At 64.2% G+C, this 21,297-nt stretch carries 20 protein-coding genes; 4 read left to right on the top strand and 16 right to left on the bottom strand.

The annotated features are described in order from the left end of the window. Window positions 1–72: 72 nt before the first annotated feature. Window positions 73–849 carry a uroporphyrinogen-III synthase gene (locus HT579_03490; protein ID QKS28093.1) on the bottom strand — a complete coding sequence of 259 codons (777 nt, stop codon included), beginning with the start codon at window positions 847–849 and terminating at the stop codon, window positions 73–75. Then, complete coding sequence (gene hemC / locus HT579_03485; GenBank protein QKS28092.1) at window positions 849–1,790, bottom strand: hydroxymethylbilane synthase; 942 nt, start codon at window positions 1,788–1,790, stop codon at window positions 849–851. Before hemC ends, HT579_03490 begins: the two co-directional genes overlap by 1 nt. 110 nt (window positions 1,791–1,900) lie before the next feature. On the opposite strand from hemC, the gene HT579_03480 reads away from it, so the two are divergent. Beyond that, entirely contained in the window at window positions 1,901–2,539 is a 639-nt protein-coding gene (locus HT579_03480; GenBank protein QKS28091.1) for a methyltransferase domain-containing protein, read from the top strand. A gap of 3 nt (window positions 2,540–2,542) precedes the next feature. Here the strand turns inward: HT579_03480 and HT579_03475 are convergent, their stop codons facing one another. The 3 genes from HT579_03475 to HT579_03465 form a co-directional block, all read right to left on the bottom strand. Continuing rightward, complete coding sequence (locus HT579_03475) at window positions 2,543–3,217, bottom strand: c-type cytochrome (GenBank protein ID QKS28090.1); 675 nt, start codon at window positions 3,215–3,217, stop codon at window positions 2,543–2,545. A 91-nt stretch (window positions 3,218–3,308) separates the two neighbouring features. After that, a complete protein-coding gene (locus HT579_03470) occupies window positions 3,309–4,097 on the bottom strand; it encodes a response regulator transcription factor (GenBank protein ID QKS28089.1) in 789 nt (262 codons plus the stop codon). Next, the gene (locus HT579_03465) at window positions 4,094–5,125 is read right to left on the bottom strand and encodes a histidine kinase (protein ID QKS31476.1); all 1,032 of its coding nucleotides are present in this window, start codon (window positions 5,123–5,125) and stop codon (window positions 4,094–4,096) included. Before HT579_03465 ends, HT579_03470 begins: the two co-directional genes overlap by 4 nt. A gap of 61 nt (window positions 5,126–5,186) precedes the next feature. On the opposite strand from HT579_03465, the gene argH reads away from it, so the two are divergent. Next, entirely contained in the window at window positions 5,187–6,575 is a 1,389-nt protein-coding gene (gene argH / locus HT579_03460) for an argininosuccinate lyase (GenBank protein QKS28088.1), read from the top strand. 15 nt (window positions 6,576–6,590) lie between these two features. Continuing rightward, the gene (locus HT579_03455) at window positions 6,591–7,877 is read left to right on the top strand and encodes a protein kinase (protein QKS28087.1); all 1,287 of its coding nucleotides are present in this window, start codon (window positions 6,591–6,593) and stop codon (window positions 7,875–7,877) included. A 55-nt stretch (window positions 7,878–7,932) separates the two neighbouring features. Here the strand turns inward: HT579_03455 and HT579_03450 are convergent, their stop codons facing one another. The 5 genes from HT579_03450 to HT579_03430 form a co-directional block, all read right to left on the bottom strand. Next, window positions 7,933–8,466 carry a hypothetical protein gene (locus HT579_03450; protein ID QKS28086.1) on the bottom strand — a complete coding sequence of 178 codons (534 nt, stop codon included), beginning with the start codon at window positions 8,464–8,466 and terminating at the stop codon, window positions 7,933–7,935. Between the two features lie 182 nt (window positions 8,467–8,648). Next, window positions 8,649–8,966, bottom strand: coding sequence for a Grx4 family monothiol glutaredoxin (gene grxD, locus HT579_03445; protein ID QKS28085.1), 318 nt, complete (start codon window positions 8,964–8,966; stop codon window positions 8,649–8,651). Between the two features lie 55 nt (window positions 8,967–9,021). After that, window positions 9,022–10,035, bottom strand: coding sequence for a peptide chain release factor N(5)-glutamine methyltransferase (prmC, locus tag HT579_03440; protein ID QKS28084.1), 1,014 nt, complete (start codon window positions 10,033–10,035; stop codon window positions 9,022–9,024). Further along, complete coding sequence (prfA, locus tag HT579_03435) at window positions 9,953–11,035, bottom strand: peptide chain release factor 1 (GenBank protein ID QKS28083.1); 1,083 nt, start codon at window positions 11,033–11,035, stop codon at window positions 9,953–9,955. Before prfA ends, prmC begins: the two co-directional genes overlap by 83 nt. Window positions 11,036–11,107: 72 nt before the next feature. Further along, window positions 11,108–12,370, bottom strand: a complete 1,263-nt coding sequence (locus HT579_03430) for a glutamyl-tRNA reductase (protein QKS28082.1) — start codon at window positions 12,368–12,370, stop codon at window positions 11,108–11,110. Between the two features lie 218 nt (window positions 12,371–12,588). Between HT579_03430 and HT579_03425 the strand changes: the two genes are divergently transcribed. Next, window positions 12,589–13,716: an ISAs1 family transposase gene (locus HT579_03425; GenBank protein QKS31475.1), complete on the top strand. Its 1,128-nt coding sequence runs from the start codon at window positions 12,589–12,591 to the stop codon at window positions 13,714–13,716. A 38-nt stretch (window positions 13,717–13,754) separates the two neighbouring features. Here the strand turns inward: HT579_03425 and HT579_03420 are convergent, their stop codons facing one another. From HT579_03420 to cysT, 6 genes are all read right to left on the bottom strand, one after another. Next, entirely contained in the window at window positions 13,755–16,616 is a 2,862-nt protein-coding gene (locus HT579_03420; GenBank protein ID QKS28081.1) for an EAL domain-containing protein, read from the bottom strand. A gap of 9 nt (window positions 16,617–16,625) precedes the next feature. Then, window positions 16,626–17,795: a hypothetical protein gene (locus HT579_03415; protein ID QKS28080.1), complete on the bottom strand. Its 1,170-nt coding sequence runs from the start codon at window positions 17,793–17,795 to the stop codon at window positions 16,626–16,628. Window positions 17,796–17,811: 16 nt separating this feature from the next. After that, window positions 17,812–18,165, bottom strand: a complete 354-nt coding sequence (locus tag HT579_03410) for a hypothetical protein (GenBank protein ID QKS31474.1) — start codon at window positions 18,163–18,165, stop codon at window positions 17,812–17,814. A gap of 218 nt (window positions 18,166–18,383) precedes the next feature. After that, window positions 18,384–19,454, bottom strand: coding sequence for a sulfate ABC transporter ATP-binding protein (locus HT579_03405; GenBank protein ID QKS28079.1), 1,071 nt, complete (start codon window positions 19,452–19,454; stop codon window positions 18,384–18,386). A 94-nt stretch (window positions 19,455–19,548) separates the two neighbouring features. Next, window positions 19,549–20,421, bottom strand: a complete 873-nt coding sequence (gene cysW, locus HT579_03400) for a sulfate ABC transporter permease subunit CysW (GenBank protein QKS28078.1) — start codon at window positions 20,419–20,421, stop codon at window positions 19,549–19,551. Continuing rightward, window positions 20,418–21,275 carry a sulfate ABC transporter permease subunit CysT gene (gene cysT / locus HT579_03395; GenBank protein QKS28077.1) on the bottom strand — a complete coding sequence of 286 codons (858 nt, stop codon included), beginning with the start codon at window positions 21,273–21,275 and terminating at the stop codon, window positions 20,418–20,420. The genes cysW and cysT overlap by 4 nt, the downstream gene beginning before the upstream one ends. Window positions 21,276–21,297 lie beyond the last annotated feature (22 nt).

Raw genomic sequence — 21,297 nt, 5'->3', positions numbered from 1 at the left:
CGGCGCGTCATGGCGACTGCACCGCAGCTGCGCGAGGGTGCGGCGGCGACGCCGCAGATGCAGGGGTTTCGATCACTCTCGCCGCCAGTCGTGGGCAACTACCGCCGCCATGATTCCGGCATCGGCGGGACCGCTCTGGATTACCTGCTGCAGACCGAACGCACGCGCGGACTCGGCTATTCGCTGATGCGGCACGAATACCGGAGTGTTGCGCAGGCAGGCAAGACAATGCTCGTCGAGCAGACCGACCAGATGCCGCAAGCCTTCGCTCGAGGAAATGATGATCGCGTCGAGTCGGCCAGCGTGCCAGAGCGCCTGCAGAGGTGCCGCGTCCGCTGGCGCGTGGCGCCGGTAGCAGGCAACCGCGTCGACCTGTGCGCCACGCTCGCGCAAGGTGTCGGCCAGCAGTTCACGCCCTCCGTCCCCACGTAGGATCAGCACCCGACGCTGTCTTACCACTGCGGCCTGCAGGCCGGCAAGGGCGAGCAGGGCTTCGGAATCGAAACGATCCGAGGGCAGCAGCACCTCGCCGATGCCGTATGCGGCCAGCGCCGTCACCGTCCCCGGGCCAATGGCCGCCGGCCGCAGCGCCGGCGGCCATTGGCGGCGGGCCAGTACCGCCGGCAGGCTGTGGTCGACGGCATTCGGGCTGATGAAGATCGCCAGCGAGTAGGTGTCCAGACGATCGATCGCCGCCTGCAACGGGGCCAGGTCGGCCGCGGCAGAGATCTCGAGCAGCGGAAAGACCAGCGCCTCGCCACCCTGCTCGCCGATCCAGGCAGCCAGCTGCGACGCCTGCGGCCGCGGACGCGTGACAACGATCGTCCGGCCATCCAGCGAATGCGCCATCAGGCGGCGGCAAGCTGCTGCAGGATCGCGTCGGCCCCCTGCTGGCGCAGCATCTGTGCCAGCGAGCAACCGATCGCCTCATCGTCGGTCCGGCTGCCGCGCAGCTCTCCGCGAACCATCTGCCCACCGTCCGGCGTCGCCACCCAACCCCGCAACCAGAGGTGGTCGCCCTCGGGCACGGCATGGGCGGCCAGTGGAACCTGGCAACTGCCGCCGAGTGCGCGCGAAAAGGCGCGTTCGGCACGCACGCAGTGCGCCGTCACAGGATCGCTGAGCGGCGCAACGAGCGCTGCGATGTCCGCTCGCGCGCTGCAGACTTCGATGCCAAGGACTCCCTGGCCGGGAGCCGGCAGCGACTGCTCGGGCGTCAGCAGCGACCTGATCCGCTCCGCCAATCCGAGACGGATCAGGCCGGCCGCCGCCAGGATGATCGCGTCGTAGTCTCCGCTATCGAGCTTGCGCAGGCGCGTATCAAGGTTGCCGCGCAGACTCCGGATCAGCAGTCGCGGATGGCAGGCGCGCAGGATGGCCGCCCGCCGCAGGCTCGAAGTGCCGACAACGGCACCCGCCGGCAGCTCGTCGACACCGGCAAAGCGACTGGAGACGAAGGCGTCGCAGGGATTCTCGCGCGCCGAGATCGCCGCCAGCACGAAGCCCTCGGGCATCTCCATCGGCACATCCTTGAGCGAATGAACCGCGAGATCGGCGTGGCCATCCTGCATGGCGACCTCGAGCTCCTTGATGAACAGGCCCTTGCCACCAATCGCCGCCAGCGGCCGATCGATGATCTGGTCGCCACGAGTGCTCATGCCGAGGATATCGACCACCGTCCCTGGATATAATCCGCTCAGGCGGGCGCGAATGTGTTCCGCCTGCCACATGGCGAGGCGCGATTCGCGCGAGGCGATGACGATACGAGACTGGACTGGGAAAGCACTCATCACGGCAGGATTCCGGCAGGGAGCATTGGCCGGACACCCGGCACGCGAAGCCCGCATCGACCCCTTGGCGCGATGCGGGCGGCACTGATTTTAGCAAGGAGAGTACGGAGTTGTCCGAAAAGCCAGCCTGCCAGCGGCCGGAACTTGCCGCCTTCTGGGATCATCGCTTCCGCAGCGGCATCACGCCGTGGGAAGCCGGTGCCGCACCGCTGGAATTGCGCCAGTTTGTCCGCACTTGCGCGCCGACCGCCGGCGCTGCAGCACCGACGCAGCCGCGACGCCGACCACGGGTCCTCGTTCCTGGCTGCGGCAGCGGCTTTGACGCCGCGTACCTCGACCAGCAGGGCTGGCAGGTAACCGCGCTCGACTTCTCGGCCGCCGCCATCGAACTGGCCCGCAGGAGCGTTGGCGACTCGTGGTGCGGAACTCTGCTCGCGGCCGACTTCTTTTCCTTCGTCGCGACAGGGCCTTTCGACCTCATCTACGAGCGTGCCTTCCTCTGTGCGCTGCCGCGCCACCTGTGGCCGCAGTACGGGCGTCGGGTCGCCGAGCTGCTGCCCACCGGCGGCCAACTCGCCGGCTACTTCTTTTTCAGCGAGGAGTTGCGGGGCCCACCGTTCGGCATCCTGCCCGAGCAATTGGCGGCGCTGCTGACGCCAGGCTTCGTCTGCCGTGAGGACCGCGCAGTCAGCGACTCGCTGCCGGTCTTTGCCGGTCGCGAACGCTGGCAGGTCTGGCAACGGCTCTGAGCCTCAGGGTTGCACCTCCTGGATCGCTGTCAGGTAAGCCAGGACATCCTGAATGTCCCGCGCCTGCAAGCTGTACAGCACCCCCTCGCTGGCACTGTCTTCGTCATGCGGGCGGTCCGCCTTCAGGTAGGCATCGATCTGTTTCCTGAGATAGCTGGTGTACTGGCCGACGAGCATCGGAAACATGCCGCGACCCTTGCCGCTCTTGCCATGGCATGCAGCGCAGTTCTCTTCATAGGCGAGCTTGCCATTGTCGATGTTTCCCTCGGCGCGTGGAACGATCATCACTTTTTCCATCGCCAGCAGACGCGTCAGCGCGTCATCGCTCTCCCTGAACAGCGGCGGCCTGGTTGGCAGTTCGATCTGTGCCAGGTAGGCGGAGACGAGCTTCATGTCCTCGTCCGGCAACTCCCGTTCCTTGGTGTAGGGATACATCGGCAGATTGACTCGGCGCTGGCTCTGAAAGGCCTTCAGTTGCTGCTCGAGGTATTTCGGCAATTGCCCCGCGACACGCGGATATTCGCCCTTCTTGCCGCCTGCCCCAAACTCGCCGTGACAGGCCGCGCAGGGACCGTAAATGTCCCTGGCCCGCTCCAGATCAAGCGCTGCCGCTGGCAGAACCGCACCGCCCGCCAACAGCGCGGCAAGAAGTCGAGCCCACAAGCCGAAGTGCATCATTGGATTCTCGTCGCAGGGGAAGGAAAATTATAAGGAGCATGCTTCGCGTCACCTTGATGAGTGTCAAGAAGCGCCTCCCGCGGTCTGCCCCTCAGCCGCCGCTGCGGCGCACGAGCGATTTCACCAGCGGCCACTGCCGGCGGCTCACCGGCAGCCGCTCGGCAACGTCGCGCAGCAGTGCCTGCCACTGCGCCTCGGCATCATCGGCGGCGCTGCGCGAAAAACCGATGATCGCGTCGCGCGCGACCAGTACGCTGCGGTGCAGGCGAATGAACTGATCGCCGAATTCCTGTTCGAGATGGGTCAGCGACTCGTCCACCAGAAACTCGCGCTCGCGTGTACGTACCGTCACGTACTTCAGGTCCGCCTTGAGGTAGATGATGGCGGTGACGGGAATCAGCAACAGGCGACCGCGTTCATGACAGGAAAGATGACTGCGTGCCACCTGCGGCAGCCGTGCCAACTGAGCGGCGCTCAGCGGTCGCTGTCGTGCCAGCTTGCGCAATGCCGCCAGCAGACGTGCCGGGCGCACCGGCTTGAGCAGATAGTCGACGGCGCTGAGCTCGAAGGCCTGTACCGCATAGGCATCGTAGGCGGTGACGAAGATCACTGCTGGCGGCTGCGCGACCTGCGACAGATGACGAGCGAATTCGATTCCGTCCATCCTCGGCATGCGAATGTCTACCAGCGCAACGTCCACCTTGAGTGCGGCGAGCACCCCGAGTGCGACGATTCCGTTCTCCGCCTCGGCGACCACCTGGTTCGGCATTTCGGCAGCAAGATCGGCGAGCAGATCGCGCAGGCGCGCACGCGCCGGCGCCTCATCGTCGACGATCAGCACCGCAACCGGGGGGGCTGGCGGGGCGCAGACGACGCTCACCGCGAGGCAGCTCCAGGCAGGACGATGTGTACACGGTACTCGCGGCTGCCGTCGGCGAGTCGCACTTCGCTGGTGTCGAGCCGGGCTTCGAGATCGTAATACAGCGCCAGCCGCTCGCGAACGTTGTCGAGTCCCATGTGATTGCCGCGCGCATGCCCGGCATGGGGCACGCTCGGGTTGGCCAGATCGATGTGCAGTTCGTCACCACGCAGCAGCAGGCCGACGCGGATCGTGCCGCCATTGGCAGCGGGCTCGATGCCGTGGTAGACCGCGTTCTCCAGCAGCGGCTGCAGCAGCATGGGCGGAACCAGGAGATCGGCGGGCGGGTCGCCGATGCTCCACTCGACCTGCAGGCGCTCGCCCAGTCGCAGCTTCTCCAGATCCAGGTACTGCCGGCACAAAGCAAGCTCATCGCCGATCGGCAACAGCTGACGCGGGTCGCGCAGAAGCGCGCGGAACAGTTCGGCAAGTTCTTCCAGTGCAGTTTCGGCACGCCGTGGATCGAGGCGGATCAACGAGATCACCGCTGTCAGGCTGTTGAACAGGAAATGCGGCCGGATACGGGCGGTCAGCGCTTGCAGGCGGGCTTCGATCAGTGCCGGCGACAGGGCGCTGACCCGCAACGCCAGGTAGGACAGCATGCAGGCCGCCGCCGTGCCGGCAAGCAGGCCGGCCCGCAGCAGCCCCTGCCAGCCCCATTCATCGAAAGTGAGAAGAGACCACAGGAGCGAGAGCAGGGCCGCCGACGTCGCGGCCAGCACGACAACCAGTGCGCGGGCGCTCCACCCCGCGAGGCCCTGCAGCCGATTGCCGAGCAGTGCCAGCACGGCGAGGTTGAACAGCAGCAGTGGCTGCAACCAGGCGGCCATGGCGACGTAGTCCTGCAGGCAGGCAACCAGCCCCTCCTGGCGCACCAGCGCGGCAAGCAAGGCCAGCAAATTGACGCCCAGCAGGATACGAAGCATGACTCCGGCATTGCGAAAGTCGGGCAGCGGCTGGCTCTCGGCGTTTTGCTTTATACTTGCCATCAGTTGCAATGACGCCTGTACAAGGTTCTACGAATGATTTTATCCCAGGAACCTGTTCCCCATGAGCCAATCGGACCTTCACCAATACACGTGGGCCGGCCGCTTCTCCGAACCCACCTCTGAACTCGTCAAGCGCTACACCGCTTCGGTCCGCTTCGACCAGAGGATGTGGCGTCAGGACATCCGGGCCTCGCTGGCACACGCGACGATGCTGGCGCGGCAGGGAATCATCAGTGCCGCCGACCTCGCCGACATCGAACGTGGCATGGCACAGGTGGCGAGCGAGATTGAAAGCGGGGCGTTCCTCTGGTCGGTCGACCTGGAAGATGTACACCTTAACATCGAGAAGCGGCTGACCACATTGATCGGTGATGCCGGCAAGCGGCTGCACACGGGTCGCTCGCGCAACGATCAAGTGGCGACCGACATTCGTCTCTACCTGCGCGATGCGATCGACGACATCGACGTCCTGCTCGGCGAATTCCAGAGCAGGCTCCTGGACCTCGCAGAGCGGGAGGCGGCGACCCCACTGCCCGGCTTCACGCACTTGCAGGTCGCTCAGCCAGTGACGTTCGGACACCACCTGCTCGCTTATGTCGAGATGACGCGACGGGACGCCGAGCGTTTCGCCGATTGCCGGCGGCGCACCAACCGGTTGCCGCTCGGCGCGGCAGCGCTCGCCGGCACCACCTATCCGATCGACCGGCATTGCGTCGCCGCGCTGCTGGGCTTCGACGGGGTCTGCGAGAATTCGCTCGATGCCGTCTCCGACCGCGATTTCGCGATCGAATTCTGCGCTGCCGCCGCCCTGCTGATGATGCACCTGTCGCGTCTGTCTGAGGAACTGGTGTTGTGGATGAATCCGCGTTTCGGCTTCATCACCCTGGCCGACCGCTTCTGTACCGGCAGTTCGATCATGCCGCAGAAAAGGAACCCCGACGTACCGGAATTGGCACGCGGCAAGACCGGCCGCGTCTTCGGCCACCTTGTCGGCCTGTTGACCCTGATGAAGGGCCAGCCACTGGCCTACAACAAGGATAACCAGGAAGACAAGGAGCCGCTTTTCGACGCCATCGACACCGTCACCGACACGCTGCGCATCTTCATCGAAATGATCCCCGGGATCACCGCCAATGCCGAGAACATGCGCAGCGCCCTGCGCCAGGGTTTCGCGACTGCCACCGACCTCGCCGATTACCTGACCCGCAAGGGCCTGCCCTTTCGCGACGCCCATGAAGTGGTGGGCTTGGCGGTTCGCCGCGCGGAAGAGCTGGGCGTCGACTTGGCGCAGCTGTCGCTCGCCGACCTGCGGCACTTCTCGCCGCTGATCGACGACGATGTCTTCGGCGTGCTGACGGTCGAGGGCTCACTTGCAGCACGCAATCACCACGGTGCCACTTCGCCACAGCAGGTCAGGGCAGCGATCGCCCGCGCCCGTTCCCCGACCTAGACGCCTGAAGCGGACATGGACAAGGTGGGCAAGTACGAGCTGGTACGCGAGATCGGTCGCGGAGCGACGTCCACCGTCTATCTCGGAAGCGACCATTTCACCCGGCGAGAGGTGGCGATCAAGATCGCCTTCCCCGGCATCCTCAAGGACCCCAGGCGGGGAAAGTTGTATACCCACCTGTTCCTCAATGAAGCCGCGCTGATCGGCAAGATGTCCCACCCGCACATCGTCCAGACCTACGATGCGGTGGTCGATGACCAGCTTTGCTACATCGTCATGGAGTATGTACCGGGTGGCACACTCGAGAGCGTCTGCTCCCGCGACCACCTGCTGCCCATCGAGCGGGTCGTCGAGATCATCTTCAAGTGCACACGAGCGCTCGATTTCGCTTTCCGGACGGGCATCACCCATCGCGACATCAAGCCGGCGAACATCCTCTTTGCCAGCACCGACCCGAATCAGGGCGACATCAAAGTCTCCGATTTCGGTGCCGCGATCATCGGCTCGCCCGAGCGCACGTTGGTGCTCGGGATCGGCTCGCCAGCCTACATGTCGCCGGAGCAGGTCAAGGACCGGGCGCTCGATCATCAGACCGATATCTACTCGCTCGGCGTCGTCATGTACCAGTTACTGACCGGGCAGCTGCCTTTTCAGGCACGCAACAGTTATGATCTCGTTTACCAGATCATCAACGCCGAGCCACGCCGCCCGTCGTCACTGCGCAGCGAGATTCCCGCAGCCCTCGATGCGATTGTCGCGCGCGCGATGAGCAAGCAGCTTGATGCCCGGTACACCAGTTGGAGCGAGTTCGGACACGACCTGACACTTGCCTTTCGCGGCAGGAGGCCGAGCGCGCCGGCAGAGCGCATGGCCGACTTCGAGAAGTTCGAAAGGCTCCGCTCGTTCAGCTTCTTCGCCGAGTTCTCCGAGGGCGAGATCTGGGAGGTCGTCCGCTTTTCGAAATGGAGCCGGGTTGCTCCCGACGCTGTCATCATTGCCGACGGCGAGGTCGGGGATTGTTTCTACTTCCTCGCCGAAGGCGAACTGAAGGTGCTCAAGAACGGCATGCTTCTCGATCTGCTCACCAGTGGCGAGTGCTTTGGCGAGATGGCGGTGATCGGCAAGGCGACATCCCGACGCGGCGCCGACGTCGTCGCGCTGACGGACGCCAAGCTGGTGATGATCGCCGCGACAGCCCTGCAGGAATCGTCGGCAACTTGCCGGATGCACTTCTACCAGGCATTCCTCGCCGTCCTCAGCGACCGCTTGGCCTCGGCCAACATCCGGCTCGTATCATTCTGAAACCGGCTGCGGATGCCAAGGCTGGTCCCGGGCACCGCGGCACCGGATCTGCTGCTCAGCGGCCGCAGAAGGGCGCAACGCCATCAAAGCCCATCAGGACCTGCCGCTGGTAACTCGTGCGGACAATGCCGCTGCTGGGGTCGAAGAGGACGTCAAAGCGCGCGAGTTGGTTCCATGAATCGCAGAACTGCCACTCCCAGACGAGTTCGTCGCGCGCCTTGAAATAGGCGGTCCATTGCGGTACCGGTGGACCGAGGAGACGCAGCACGGACTCGCGGTCACTCTTGCCAGGCTGGATGCGCGCGAAATGCTCCATGTCCAGTACCTGCTCGATCCGCTGCAATCGTCCGTCCGGCGCCATGAAGACCATGAACGTCTGCGGACCCGACGGCCCCCGGGGAAAGGCCAGTTGTTCGCTACCATCGGCGTCGAGCCAACGCATCGCCGGAACGCCCATCGTCGCGACGACGTCGGACACCGTGGCCACACCGGGCTTCAGGCCGTAGCCACTGTAGCCGGCGCAAGCCGAAAGCAGGAGGACGCAGACGAGCGCCGGAGCAACCCGCCCGATGAAGGATCTCACGCTCATGTGGCCCTCCTTTGCATCGCTTGCCAACCTCGATTGTCGCGCAAACCAGCGCATGAAAGAGGGAACGAACTCCGAAAGCGCCCGCCGGTGCCAAGCGCTGCCGGAAGTGTCTCGGCCAGCACTCGCCTACAGCCGACAACAGGCCTCGGCGACGTCTCTGCCAGCGGGCCGCCCCCTCAACCTCAGCCGGACTGGTGCTGCAGAAGCTTCTGGAGTTCACCCTCCTCGTACATCTCGCGCATGATGTCGCAGCCGCCAATGAACTCGCCGCCGACGTAGAGCTGCGGAATGGTCGGCCAATTGGCAAACTCCTTGATGCCGCTCCGAATCTCCGGATCTTCGAGGACATTGACGCTGAAGAAGCTGGCCACACCACAAGCCTTGAGAATCTGCACCGAAACGGCGGAGAAGCCGCACTGTGGAAACTGTGGGGTTCCCTTCATGTAGAGAACCACCGGGTTGCTTGTTACCTGCTTCTTGATCAGTTGCTGTACATCCATGTTGAAACCTCGTACGTCATGTGGTTGAAGAAAGCAGGACGGTCTGCTGCCACTCTCAGTCGCGGCCGCCAACCAGGCAGGCACCGCTGACACGCTCGCTGCCCGACAGATCGGGCCATGTAGCAACCTCGCTCAGACCGGCCCGGTGCAACAGGTGGCGCACGGCCACCCCGTGCTCGTGCCCATGCTCGATCAGCAGCCAGCCTCCCGGCAGCAGGTGCCTCACGGCACCGCCAACGATCACCCGCGTGCAGCCCAGGCCATCGCCACCGAGCACACCGTCGGTCAAGGCCAAACGTGGTTCGAACGGCAGGCCACCGCGCTCCAGATGCGGGTCAGCCGCTGCCACGTAGGGCGGATTGGCGACAATCAGGTCGAAATGTTCGTCGGTGAGTGGTCCATACCAGTCACCTTCGACAAAGCGCACCGTCGCCCTGTGCAGGCTGGCGTTCAGCCGCGCAACAGCCAGTGCCGCCGGTGACAGATCGACCGCCACGACTCTCGCTTGCGGGCAAAGGCACTTCAGTGTCACCGCCAACGCCCCCGAACCGGTGCCGAGATCCGCGACGACGGGCTCCGCCACGTGCCGCAGACGTTCGAGTGCCAGTTCGACCAGCAGTTCCGTCTCCGGACGCGGAACAAGCACGTCGCCGGTGACCTTGAACTCACGACCGTAGAAGCCAGCGCTTCCCAGCAGGTACGCCAAAGGCTCGCCACTCGCGCGTCGCCGCACGAGCGTGTCGAGCCTCCGGACCTGCAGCTCCGACAGCCGTCTGGTCGGGTGAGCGATGAGATCCGCGTGGCTGCAACCGCTGACGTACTCGATCAGCAGGCGCGCATCGAGCCGATCGATCCGCTGCCGTGCCAGCCGCCACGCATCGCCGATGCTCGTCACCAGACCGCCCCGCCGACCAGGGAGTTCTCTCGCACGCCATGCAGCGAGCCCTTGCCATGGGGCCGACCGCCGCCATCTGCTGCCATGTCGTTCACTCGGCGTCGGCGAGCAACGCCAGCTGGTCAGCCTGATGCTCGGCAGTGAGCGCGGTGATGAGTTCGTCAAGCTCACCATCCATGATGGCGTCGATCTTGTACAGGGTCAGGTTGATGCGGTGGTCGGTCACTCGCCCCTGCGGAAAGTTGTAGGTGCGAATCCGCTCGGAACGGTCTCCGCTGCCGATGAGGTTCCGGCGCGTCGAAGCAATGTTGGCATGCTGCTGTCGTTCCTGCGCATCCTTGATCCGCGCCACGAGTACAGACATGGCCTGCGCCTTGTTCTTGTGCTGCGATCGGTCATCCTGGCACTCGACGACGATCCCCGTTGGCAGGTGCGTGATGCGTACCGCCGAGTCGGTCTTGTTGATGTGCTGCCCGCCCGCACCGGAAGCGCGATAGGTATCGACGCGGATCTCCGCCGGGTTGATCAGCACCTCCTCGAGCGCTTGTGCTTCCGGCATGACGGCTACGGTACAAGCGGACGTATGGATGCGGCCCTGCGCCTCGGTTTCCGGAACGCGCTGCACCCGATGGCCTCCCGACTCGAACTTCAGCCGCGAGTAGGCGCCGCTGCCAATGATGCGGGCGATGATCTCCCGATAGCCGCCGAGGTCGGAAACGCTGGCCGAAATCACCTCGACCTGCCAACGCCGACGTTCCGCATAGCGCGCGTACATGCGAAACAGGCTGCCGGCAAAGAGGGCCGATTCGTCGCCTCCCGTCCCGGCCCGGATCTCGAGAAAGACATTGCGCTCGTCATTGGCGTCGCGGGGCAACAGCAGCTTCTGCAGTTCGGCCTCGATTGCCGGCAGTCGCCCGCGGATGGCCGAGATCTCGGCCTCTGCCAGTTCCCGCATTTCTGGATCGGTGAGCATCTCGAGACCGGCGGCGAGATCCCCGTGGGCCCGCCGCCAGTCGTGGTACAACTGGACCAGCGGACCAAGCTCGGCGTGCTCGCGCGACAACTTGCGGTACTCGTCGATGTCCCGGGTCACTTCGCCGTGCGCCAGCATGCGGTCGAGTTCGTCGAGCCGCCCGGCCAGATGTTCCAGTTTGTCACGAATACTCTCGTTCATCAGATCCTTGCTTTCAGCAGGTGAGGATACGGGAAACAACGGCAGCAGGAGCTGGGCCGTGAGCGCGTCCGCCTAGTCGCCCGGGCGGGGATCCGCGTGCAGGCGGAAGAGCAAGGCGACAACCGAGTGCAGGTCATGGTTTTCACCGGCGGCCTGTGTCAGCGCCTGTGTCGGAGCATGCAGGAACTTGTTGGTCAACCTGTGCGACAGGTGCTCGAGGACCTGCGCCGGATCCTCGCCCCTGGCGAGCAGCTTCAGCGCGTGCTCGACCTCGTGCCGGCGGGCACGGTCGGCAGCGTCCCGGAGCGAGCGGATGACCGGGACGGTCGCCCGCGTCGCGAGCCAGCGCAGGAATCCTTCGACCCGCTCGCTGATGATCGCTTCGGCGTCCACCACCGCTGCTTGGCGCGATTCCATACCGGATTCGACGACCTGCGCCAAGTCATCGACCGTGTAGAGGAAGACGTCGTCCATATCGCCGACCTCGGCTTCGATGTCGCGTGGAACCGCGAGGTCGACCATGAACATGGGGCGATGACGACGCACCCTGATCGCCCGCTCCACCATGCCAAGGCCGATGATCGGCAGTGGACTAGCCGTACACGAAATGACGATATCGAACTGCGGCAGACGGTCGCCAAGCTCCTCCAGGCGGATGGCCGAGCCACCGAAGCGATCGGCAAGAGCAAGCCCGCGCTCGATCGTGCGGTTGGCGATCACCACCTGTCTCGGCTGCTGTGCTGCGAAATGACGGGCGCACAGCTCGACCATCTCGCCGGCACCGATGAACAGGATTCTCTGCTCGGCAATTCGTTCGAAAATTCTGCACGCCAGTCGCACTGCGGCAGCCGCCATCGACACGATGTTGGCACCGATGGCAGTCGTCGAGCGAACTTCCTTGGCGACCGCGAAGGACTGCTGGAACAGCTTGTGCAGGATCGTGCCCAGCGTTCCCGCCTCCTCGGCAGCGCGCGCCGCCTCCTTCATCTGTCCCAGGATCTGCGGCTCGCCAAGGACCATCGAATCGAGTCCGCTGGCCACCCGAAATACATGCCTGACAGCCGCCCGCTCAGGGTAGGCATACAGGTAGGGCTCGATCTGCCACTGCTCCAGCCGGTGGTACTCGGCCAGCCACTGGCGAGCCACCTCCGGTGCCTCCGTCGTCAGATAGACCTCGGTCCGATTGCAGGTCGACAGGATCGCCGCTTCCTGAATCGACTTCCGGCGAGTCAGATCGGCAAGTGCCAGCTGCACCCTTTCCGCGTGAAAAGCCACCTGCTCACGGATCGAAAGTGGCGCCGAATGGTGATTGATGCCAAGGGTATGCAACGGCATGCTGGGGGATGGTGGTCGCGGATCGGATGGGCACAGATTGGCCGGCGATTATATCACCGCCACCCCGGCCATCCCGCCGAGCCGAAGGACTGTCCAGGGCGATCGCATGAATGCCATTGTCGTTGCCCTTCGAAAATAGTCGTTTACGTTCAGGAAGTTACGAAGGGGCTGTTCACAGCTCATTGATTTGTGTAGTTTTCCGTCTTTTTGGAGTTTCCATGGAGACAGGAGGCGGGATTCGGTTGATGGATGTATGGGTGGGTGTGCGGGATCGCCGGCAGGCGAAGAAGGTCGAGCATGACCTCGTGGAGATGCTGGTGGTGGCGGTGTGCGCGGTGCTCTCGGGTACGGATGGCTTCGTCGAAATCGAGGTCTGGGGGAAGGAGAAGCTCGACTGGCTGCGCCAGTATCTCAAACTGGAGCACGGCATTCCCTGCCATGACACGTTCGGGCGGGTGTTCGCGGCGATCGATCCCGAGGAGTTCGGTGCGGCTTTCCTGCGCTGGGTGGGCCAGGTCGTGCCGACGTTGCGCCGCGAGGAAGTCGTCGCGATCGATGGCAAGACGAGTCGTCGTTCGGGTCAAGCGGGTGCGACGCCGCTGCACTTGGTGAGCGCTGTCGCCGCCGAGGCCGGCGTGGTGCTTGGACAGCGTGCGACGGCTGCGAAGTCGAACGAGAAGACGGCCATTCCGGAACTGCTGACCACCCTGGCACTGGAAGGCTGCATCGTCACGCTTGACGCGATGGGTACGCAGCCCAACATCGCGCAGACCATTCGCGATCGCGGAGCCGACTATGTGCTGGCGGTCAAGGACAATCAGCCCACCCTGGCCGAGTCCATCGAAGATTTCGTCAGCGCCTTTGACGCCGCGCCGGAGCGGACCCCGCACCGGTTTCACGAAGTCGTCGAGAAAGACCATGGACGTTTGGAGGTGCGGCGCTGCCACGTCTTCGACCAGCTCGACTGCCTGCATGCGCCGGAACGATGGCCAGACCTGAAGTCCTTCGCGATGATTACCAGCGAACGGACGATCGCTGGCAAGACCTCCGTCGAACGTCGCGTTTATCTCAGCAGCCTCGCTCCGGACGCCGAACGAATGAACTACGCCGTTCGCCAGCATTGGCGTGTCGAGAACAGTCTGCACTGGTGCATCGATGTCGTCCTCCGAGATGACCAGGCGCGCACGCGTACCGATCATGCTGCCCACAACCTTGCCGTCCTGCGCCAGTTCGTCCTCGACCTCCTACGCACCGCCCCGGTCAAACGCAAGGGCGGCCTCAAGGTGCAGCGCCTCATCGCCGCAACTTCCGACAGCTTCCGGGCTCAACTCCTGGGTCTCGTATAAGATTCATGCGATCGCCCTGAAGGACTGTCCCCGGCGGGTCAGGGAATCTCCTCGGCCGGCTTGCCGATGAAGTATCCCTGCGCGTAGTCGACGCCGAAGCTGGCAAGCAGGTTCAGGGCGCGCTCATCCTCGACGAATTCGGCGACGGTCTTCTTGCCAAAACCATGCGCCACTTTCGACAGCGCCTCGACGAAGACCTGGTCATCCTGACTATCGACAAGTGAGCGGACAAACGAGCCGTCGATCTTGACGTAATCCACGGGCAGCTGCTTGACGTAGTTGAACGACGAGAAGCCGACACCGAAGTCATCAAGCGAGAACGCGCAACCGAGTTCGCGGACCTCGCTCATGAACCTGCGAGCGGCAGCGAAATCAGCCACCGCGGCCGTCTCGGTGATCTCGAATACGATGTCGCTGGCCAGGTCGCGACTCCGCGCCAGCTTCTCGCGCAGGAAGGACAACAGGCTGGAGTCATTGATGCTGACACCGGACAGATTGATCGAGAACTTGTAACTCCTCCCTGACCGGCGCGAGACCTTCATCCTGGCGAGAACCATACCGATGACTTGGCGGTCGATCTCGCGGATCAGCCCACTGCTCTCGGCCACTTCCATGAACATGCCCGGCGGCACCACGCCACCATCGGTGCCCCGCATGCGCACCAATGCCTCGAAGTGACTGACCTTGCGCGCGGCAATGTCGAGGATCGGCTGGTAGTGGACGACGAAACCGTCACCCGCCAGAGAGCGGTTGATCATCTCTTCCCAGTGCAGGCGACTCTGCATCCTTTCCTGCACTCCCTCTCCCTCCGAATAGAGGTGCCAGCTCCCACCTCCCTTTGATTTGGCCTGATACATCGCAATGTCGGCGTTGGTCAGGAGGAGTTCGGCGTCCATCTTCGCCGCCGAGAAGACGACGATGCCGATGCTTGCGGAAACACGGTGATTCGCCCCGAGACCGGGAAACTTGATCTCGGCCAGGCAGCGGTTGATCTTTTCCGCCACCTGCACCGCGCCGGCACTGTCGCACTCATGCAGCAGCACACCGAGTTCGTCGCCGCCCAGGCGCCCGATCCGGTCGCTCGTACGGGCCACGTGCGCGACCTCCTCGGCGACGATCTTGAGAAGCGCGTCGCCTGCCTGATGGCCACTGACGTCGCTGACGTACTTGAAGGCATCGAGGTCAAGATAGAGCAGGGCACCATCGTGCCCCGAGCGACGGGCATCAACCAGAGCCTTGCGCAGGATGTCCTGGAAATGGCGCCGATTGACCAAGCCCGTGAGCAGATCACGCTCCGCCAGATACTTGCGTTCCGTATGGTCGACCCCGACCGACAGTACCATCACGGAATCACCAGGCTGCCCGGCCAACCGCGAATGGTTCCAGGTGATCTCGTAGGACTCGCCGCCCTTGCCCTGGAGAATCGATTCCAGCTGTACATGCTGGCGATCGCCGGCAGCGATCTCGTGCACGGCCTGCCTTGCCGCGGCCATCTGCAGCGAGTCCCCACCGATCAGTTCGAAGAAGGAACTGGCCGCCAGATCCTCCTCTCCCCGGCCTGCAAGCTGGCGTCCGTAGCGGTTGAGCGTCAGGATGCGACCGCTTGCCGACTGAGTCAGGATGATGACCTGTGCCGTATCGAGGAGGCTGCGGCTGAAATCGCGTTCGACCGAGATCCGTTGCAGCATCCCCTCGGTCACTGCAGCGTGCGCTGCGACGTCGCGCTCGAGCGTCTCAAGGCGGTACGACAGGTCGATCGCCGCTTCGTCCAGACTGTCGATCTCGTCCTCCACCAAGCGACGGGGCCGTGGAGCGATGCGTCGACGTGCCTCGGCAAAGGCACTGCGCCCGAGCAGTGGAATTGCATTCGCCGTCCGCGTCATTCGCTGCAGCGGTGCGTTGACCAGCAGCGACAAGAGCAGGAGCGATACCAGTGAGACCAGCAGTTCGCCCTGCAAACGGTTCACGACCGACGTGTGGATATCGGCCAGCGGCAGCGTCAAATCGTCGATGACCACCATCGTCGCCGGCACGGCGCCACCACTGGGAAAATCGAGGGCAAGAAACGACAACTCGAAGTGCCTGCCTGCGTAGGGCAACGACAGGTAGGAGTGGGCGGGACCGGGCGGGGTCCGTGGCAGGGCCTCGAGTTGACGCAGCAGCGGCCGGTGACTGCCCATGCTGCTCAAGGGAATGGCCCGCAGGCCAAGCCGCGGCAGAAAGGCTTCGTCGACCGGCTCCGCAGGCAGATGCCTGGGGAGCGGGACGAGGACACCAAGGTCGGCACCGGTGACGCGCTGGAACGAGTTCACCACGTCAGCCAGCGAGCTTCCGAGAACCACGGCCCCGGCCACTTTTCCCGCCGAGAGGATCGGCGCGGCGGCATATTCGGTACACACGTCGCTGCAGTCGGTCCAGCTCGTTGCCCGTTCGCTGTTGATGACCTCGGTCACTTGCACCGTCGATTGCACATCCGGACCACCGCCGCTGTTCCATGCAGCCAGTTGCTCGCTGCTGGTCAGGTAGACCTGCAGCGAGTCGATGCCGTAGCCATACTGCAGGGCGGGCCAGTAGCTGTCGAAGTGTTGGCGCAGCAGGGCATTGCCGGCCGGTGTCCGGAACAGGGTGACGCCCACCGAGTCCAGGGCTGCGAGAACCCCGGCAAGCGCCTGCAACCGCAAACCAACCTCGTTGCGCAGAGCAAAAGCCTGCGCAACGAGGCGCGCACGGGTCTCGGCACGCTGCTCTTCGAAGCGCGTCATCAGATGCTGGTAGTGCAGCCACGAGAGCACGCCGTTCACCGACAGCATGACGGCACCCAGCGTCAGCAACACCTTCCACTTGAGGCTCAGGAAGTGTGCGCGGCGAGGATCTGCGGGCGGCGGCTTTGTTTCCGACATTCGTCGCAACTAGAAGCGGAAAGAGGCTTGCAGCATGAAGTTGTCCCAGTGGCGACGCAGGGCCTGCGGATTCGGGTTATCCTGCGCCGCCAGGAAGCCTGTGCCGTCAACGTGATGTGCCTCGAAGCGCAGCATGAACTGTGGTGTCACATCGAAACGCATGCCGACGGTCCAGTCCTTGGCAAAGCGGGTGAATCCAGGCAGCTTGGTGGCAGCGGCGAAGTCCTTGCCGGCACGGTCGTTCTGATCGGCGTAATAGGCATCGTAGCGCAGCAGTGCTTCCCACTGCGGCGTCAACCGATAGGTTCCCTGCACGTAGTAACTCTGCCCGTTGAAGGTGCCGTTGTAGAAGTAGGGGCCGAAATCGTCGACGGAGGTGCGGCGCAGCGCGTATTCGCTGGTCAGGCTCCAGTTCTCGGCGTTGTACTGGGCAGAAAAGATCAGTGGTGTGAGCCTGAAGCGGCCGGCCCGCAGAATGTCGCCGTAGCCCGGCTGGTACTTCAGGTCGAGACGCAGCGCCGTAAACGCCAGCCGATACCTGTTGCCGGCCCCTTCGTAGAGAAGTTGCAGATCGGGCGCCAGCTTCGAATCGAGGCTGCCGGGGCGATTGAGGCCAACCAGCGGCACCTTCGCCGCCTCTGTATCGGTTTGCGGCTGTCCGTAAGCGAAGCTCGCGGAGAAAGTGCCGCTTTCGCCGTAGCGCTCGATGTAAACCTCGGCACCGTCTGCCGAGACGGTCAGGTTGCGCGTCCGCTCGAAGTAGATCGACTGTGGCAGAATGATGCTTGGCCGTGTAAAGGGAACGTCGCGTGTCGTGTTGTACAGACCATAGGCGGTCTTGATCCGCCCCATGCGGATCCCCGATCGGCCTTCTTCGCTCGACATGGGAGTCCAGTCGAGCAGGCCATAGTCGAGCCGCACGCCCCCGTCGTCGGTGCCGCCAGCGCGTCGCGACAGCAGCCCGGCCGAGAGCTGGAGAGCCGGCGTCAGGCGCCAGGAAGCATTGACGCCGAGTTCGGAAAAGTCCTTGCTGATCTGGTCGTCACTTTGCCCGAAGAAATTGTTGTCGGTCGTGTTCACCAGGGTCAGCGAAGCAAAGCCATGCAACTGGATATCGCCGTTGAGCAGATCCACGGCGTGCACAACCGTTCCCCAGGACAGCGACGAGGCGACCAGCAACAGGCTCGATGCGGTCTTAGCGAATCTTGAGCACACGCACATTCGGAGTCACCTCGCTCGCCTTGACGTAACCAATCGCGCCAGGGGTGGATGCCACTCTGGCCAACATCTCCTGCGGTGAAGCAACCACCTCCGGATACTGTCCCTGGCCCGAAAAAACCTGCCGGTCCCAGGCCATGCGCAGCTGCTGCGGGAACACCTGCAGGACGGACTTGCTGAAAGTGGCGTGCTCGGGCACCTCGTCTGCAAGAACGAAGACCTTGACCGGCGTTTCGCCGGGCCATCGCTGCAGACGCATCCCCAGAATGGCGCGCAGCGAGGCGCGCGGGATACTGTCTTCGGGGGTGGCCGGATGGGCGATCACGGCCATCACCGGTTCCGGTGACTGGGCCCAGGTGATGCCAACGCAGAGACCGCTCGCCAAGATCCAGAACAGGGTCAGCTGGAGCAGGGAAGTCGCGAATTTAATTGCAGGAGTTTTCTCCATCACGGCGCATCGTACCAGACTATTCGCCGGCTTTTCAGCCGCCGCCAGCCGTTTTGGCGACCATTCATGCGGCTGCCTGCCGATGCGCACCCGACCTCCGCCTAGATCCCCGAGCCCCCCTCTTCCAGCGTCGTCGGCGGTGCCGCAAAAACCCTGAGATGGCGCGGTTTCAGCCAAACCTGCTGTCCCTCGGCGAGCAACAGGACATTGGCGCGCTCGCGGGTGAGCTCGACCTCGATCAATTCCGAAGCGTGTGCGAGCTCGACGCGCACCAGAGGCCCAATCGCGTGTACCTCCTGTACCGTCGCCTGCAAGCTGCCGACAACGGGACGGTGCTCGATGTCGATGTCGTGTGGCCGTACATAGGCGGTCGCCTCGGCGGCCGGCACGGCTGCGGTCTGCTCCCTGCCGACATCGGCCCAGGCTCCGTGCATCCGGCTGTGGAACACGTTGACGTTGCCGAGGAACTGATAGACGAAAGGTGACGCGGGGTTCGTATAGACCTCGTCGGGTGAGCCGATCTGCTCGATACGGCCCTGGTTCATGACCACGACGCGGTCGGCGACCTCCAGCGCTTCCTCCTGATCGTGCGTCACGAAAACACTCGTTATGTGCATTTCGTCGTGAAGACGCCGCAACCAGCGCCGCAGTTCCTTGCGCACCTTGGTATCGAGCGCGCCGAAGGGTTCATCGAGCAGCAGCACCCGCGGTTCGACAGCCAGCGCACGCGCCAGGGCTATCCGCTGGCGCTGTCCGCCCGAGAGCTGCGACGGGTAGCGATCGGCCAGCCACTCAAGCTGCACGAGCTGGAGCAGATCGCGCACCCGGCGGCGGATTTCCGCCTCGGCAGGACGCAGCCGACGTGGCTTGACGCGCAGGCCGAAGGCAACGTTCTCGAAGACGGACATGTGACGGAAGAGCGCATAATGCTGGAAGACGAAACCGACATTACGGTCGCGCGCGTGCACATGGGTGGCCTCCTCGCCGCCGAAGAGGACTTGGCCGCCATCGGCGGTTTCCATGCCGGCTATGATCCGCAGCAGGGTGGTCTTGCCACAGCCGGAGGGCCCGAGAAGCGCGACCAGCTCGCCGGTCGGGATCTGCAGGCTGACGTCCTGCAGCGCGACGAAGGCGCCAAAACGCTTGTCGAGTGCACGGATTTCGATACTCATCGGTGTTCGTCCAGTAAGGTCATCGCACTCCCAGTGGCTCGCCGGCGATCCTGATGGGACAAGGCCGCCCCACCGCGTCGGTCGCTGACCATGGTCAGTTGTTCTCCAGCGCCGAAGTGGTCCACAGCATGCGCACTTCACGACGCAGCCGCCACTCGACGACCGTCTTGGCGGCCAGCGTCACCAGGGCCAACAGGGCCAGCACCGACGCCGACGCGAATGCGCCAACCGCGTTGTACTCGTTGTAGAGGATCTCGACGTGCAGGGGCAGGGTATTGGTCTCACCGCGAATGTGCCCGGAGACCACCGATACCGCACCGAACTCGCCCATCGCGCGGGCGTTGGCGAGAATCACCCCGTAGAGCAGCCCCCACCTGATGTTGGGCAGCGTCACCCGGCGGAACATCTGCCAGCCGGTGGCTCCGAGAGATACCGCCGCCTCCTCCTCCTCCCGGCCCTGCGCCTGCATCAGGGGGATCAACTCGCGGGCGACGAACGGCAGGGTGATGAACATCGTCACCAGGACGATAGCCGGCAGCGCGAACACCACCTTGATGTCGTTGGCCGCCAGCCACGGGCCGAAAAGGCCCTGCGCGCCGAAGATCAGCAGAAAGACGAGGCCAACCACGACCGGCGAGACGGCGAACGGGAGGTCGATCAGGGTGATCAGCAGGCTCTTGCCGCGGAAGTCGAATTTGGCGATCGCCCAGGCGGCAGTCACGCCAAAACAGATGTTGAGCGGCAGAACCAGTAAGGCGACGAGCAGCGTCAGCGCGATCGCCGACCGTGCGTCATGATCCTTGAGTGCTTCCAGGTAGGCACGCCCGCCGGCGGCAAGGGCCTCGGCAAACACCGCCAGCAACGGCAGCAGCAGGAAGATGAACAGGAATCCGAGGCCGACGGCAAGCAGCAGGCGACTCAACCAGGATGGCTCGTCGGTCGCCCGCCTCCGGGCGGCAGTGCTCACCGCGGCGCTCCGTCGGCCGCCCGAACGCCGTGACGGGTGGCTGCCCACCACTGCAGGCCGTTCACCACAAAGAGCATGACAAAGGAGATGAGCAGCATGACCACGGCCAGCGCCGTCGCGCCGACAACGTCGTACTGCTCAAGCTTCGAGATGATCAGCAGCGGAGTGATCTCCGAGATGAGCGGCATATTGCCGGCGATGAAGATGACCGACCCGTACTCGCCGATCGACCTCGAGAAGGCCAGGGTGAAGCCGGTCAACAGCGCCGGCAGGAGCGCCGGCCAGAGGACGCGGACGAAGGTCTGCAGACGAGAAGCGCCGAGCGACGCGGCTGCTTCCTCGACCTCCGGCTCGATGTCCTCGATCACCGGCTGCAGCGTCCGGACGACGAAGGGCAGTCCGATGAAAGTCAGAGCCACGACGATTCCTGGCGGGGCAAAGGCGATCTTGAAACCGAGCGGTTCGAGGTGCCGACCGATCCAGCCGTTGCCGGCATAGAGGGTCGCCAGAGTGATCCCGGCAACGGCCGTCGGCAGGGCAAAGGGCAGATCAACGAGGGCATCGATCAACCGCTTGCCGGGAAACGAGTAGCGGACGAGAACCCACGCCACGATCAACCCGAATACGGTGTTGATCGACGCTGCCAGCAGCGAAGCGCCAAAGGTCACGCGATACGAAGCCAGCGCGCGCTCACCGCTGGCAATGTCCCAGAACGCAGCGAGGCTGAGCTGGCTCGCCTTGAAGACCAGCCCCGACAGCGGCAACAGGACGAGCAGCGACAGGTACAGGACTGCACAACCCAGTGACAGCCGAAAGCCGGGCAACAGCGTCCTCGGGCCGAACCGCGAGCGCATCAGAAGGCCCGCCCAGACCGCG

The organism is Candidatus Accumulibacter similis (assembly GCA_013347225.1).
Classification (GTDB): Bacteria; Pseudomonadota; Gammaproteobacteria; order Burkholderiales; family Rhodocyclaceae; genus Accumulibacter; species Accumulibacter similis.
The sequence above is the reverse complement of the archived record's forward strand: the minus strand, read 5'-3'. Positions and strand labels throughout refer to the sequence as shown.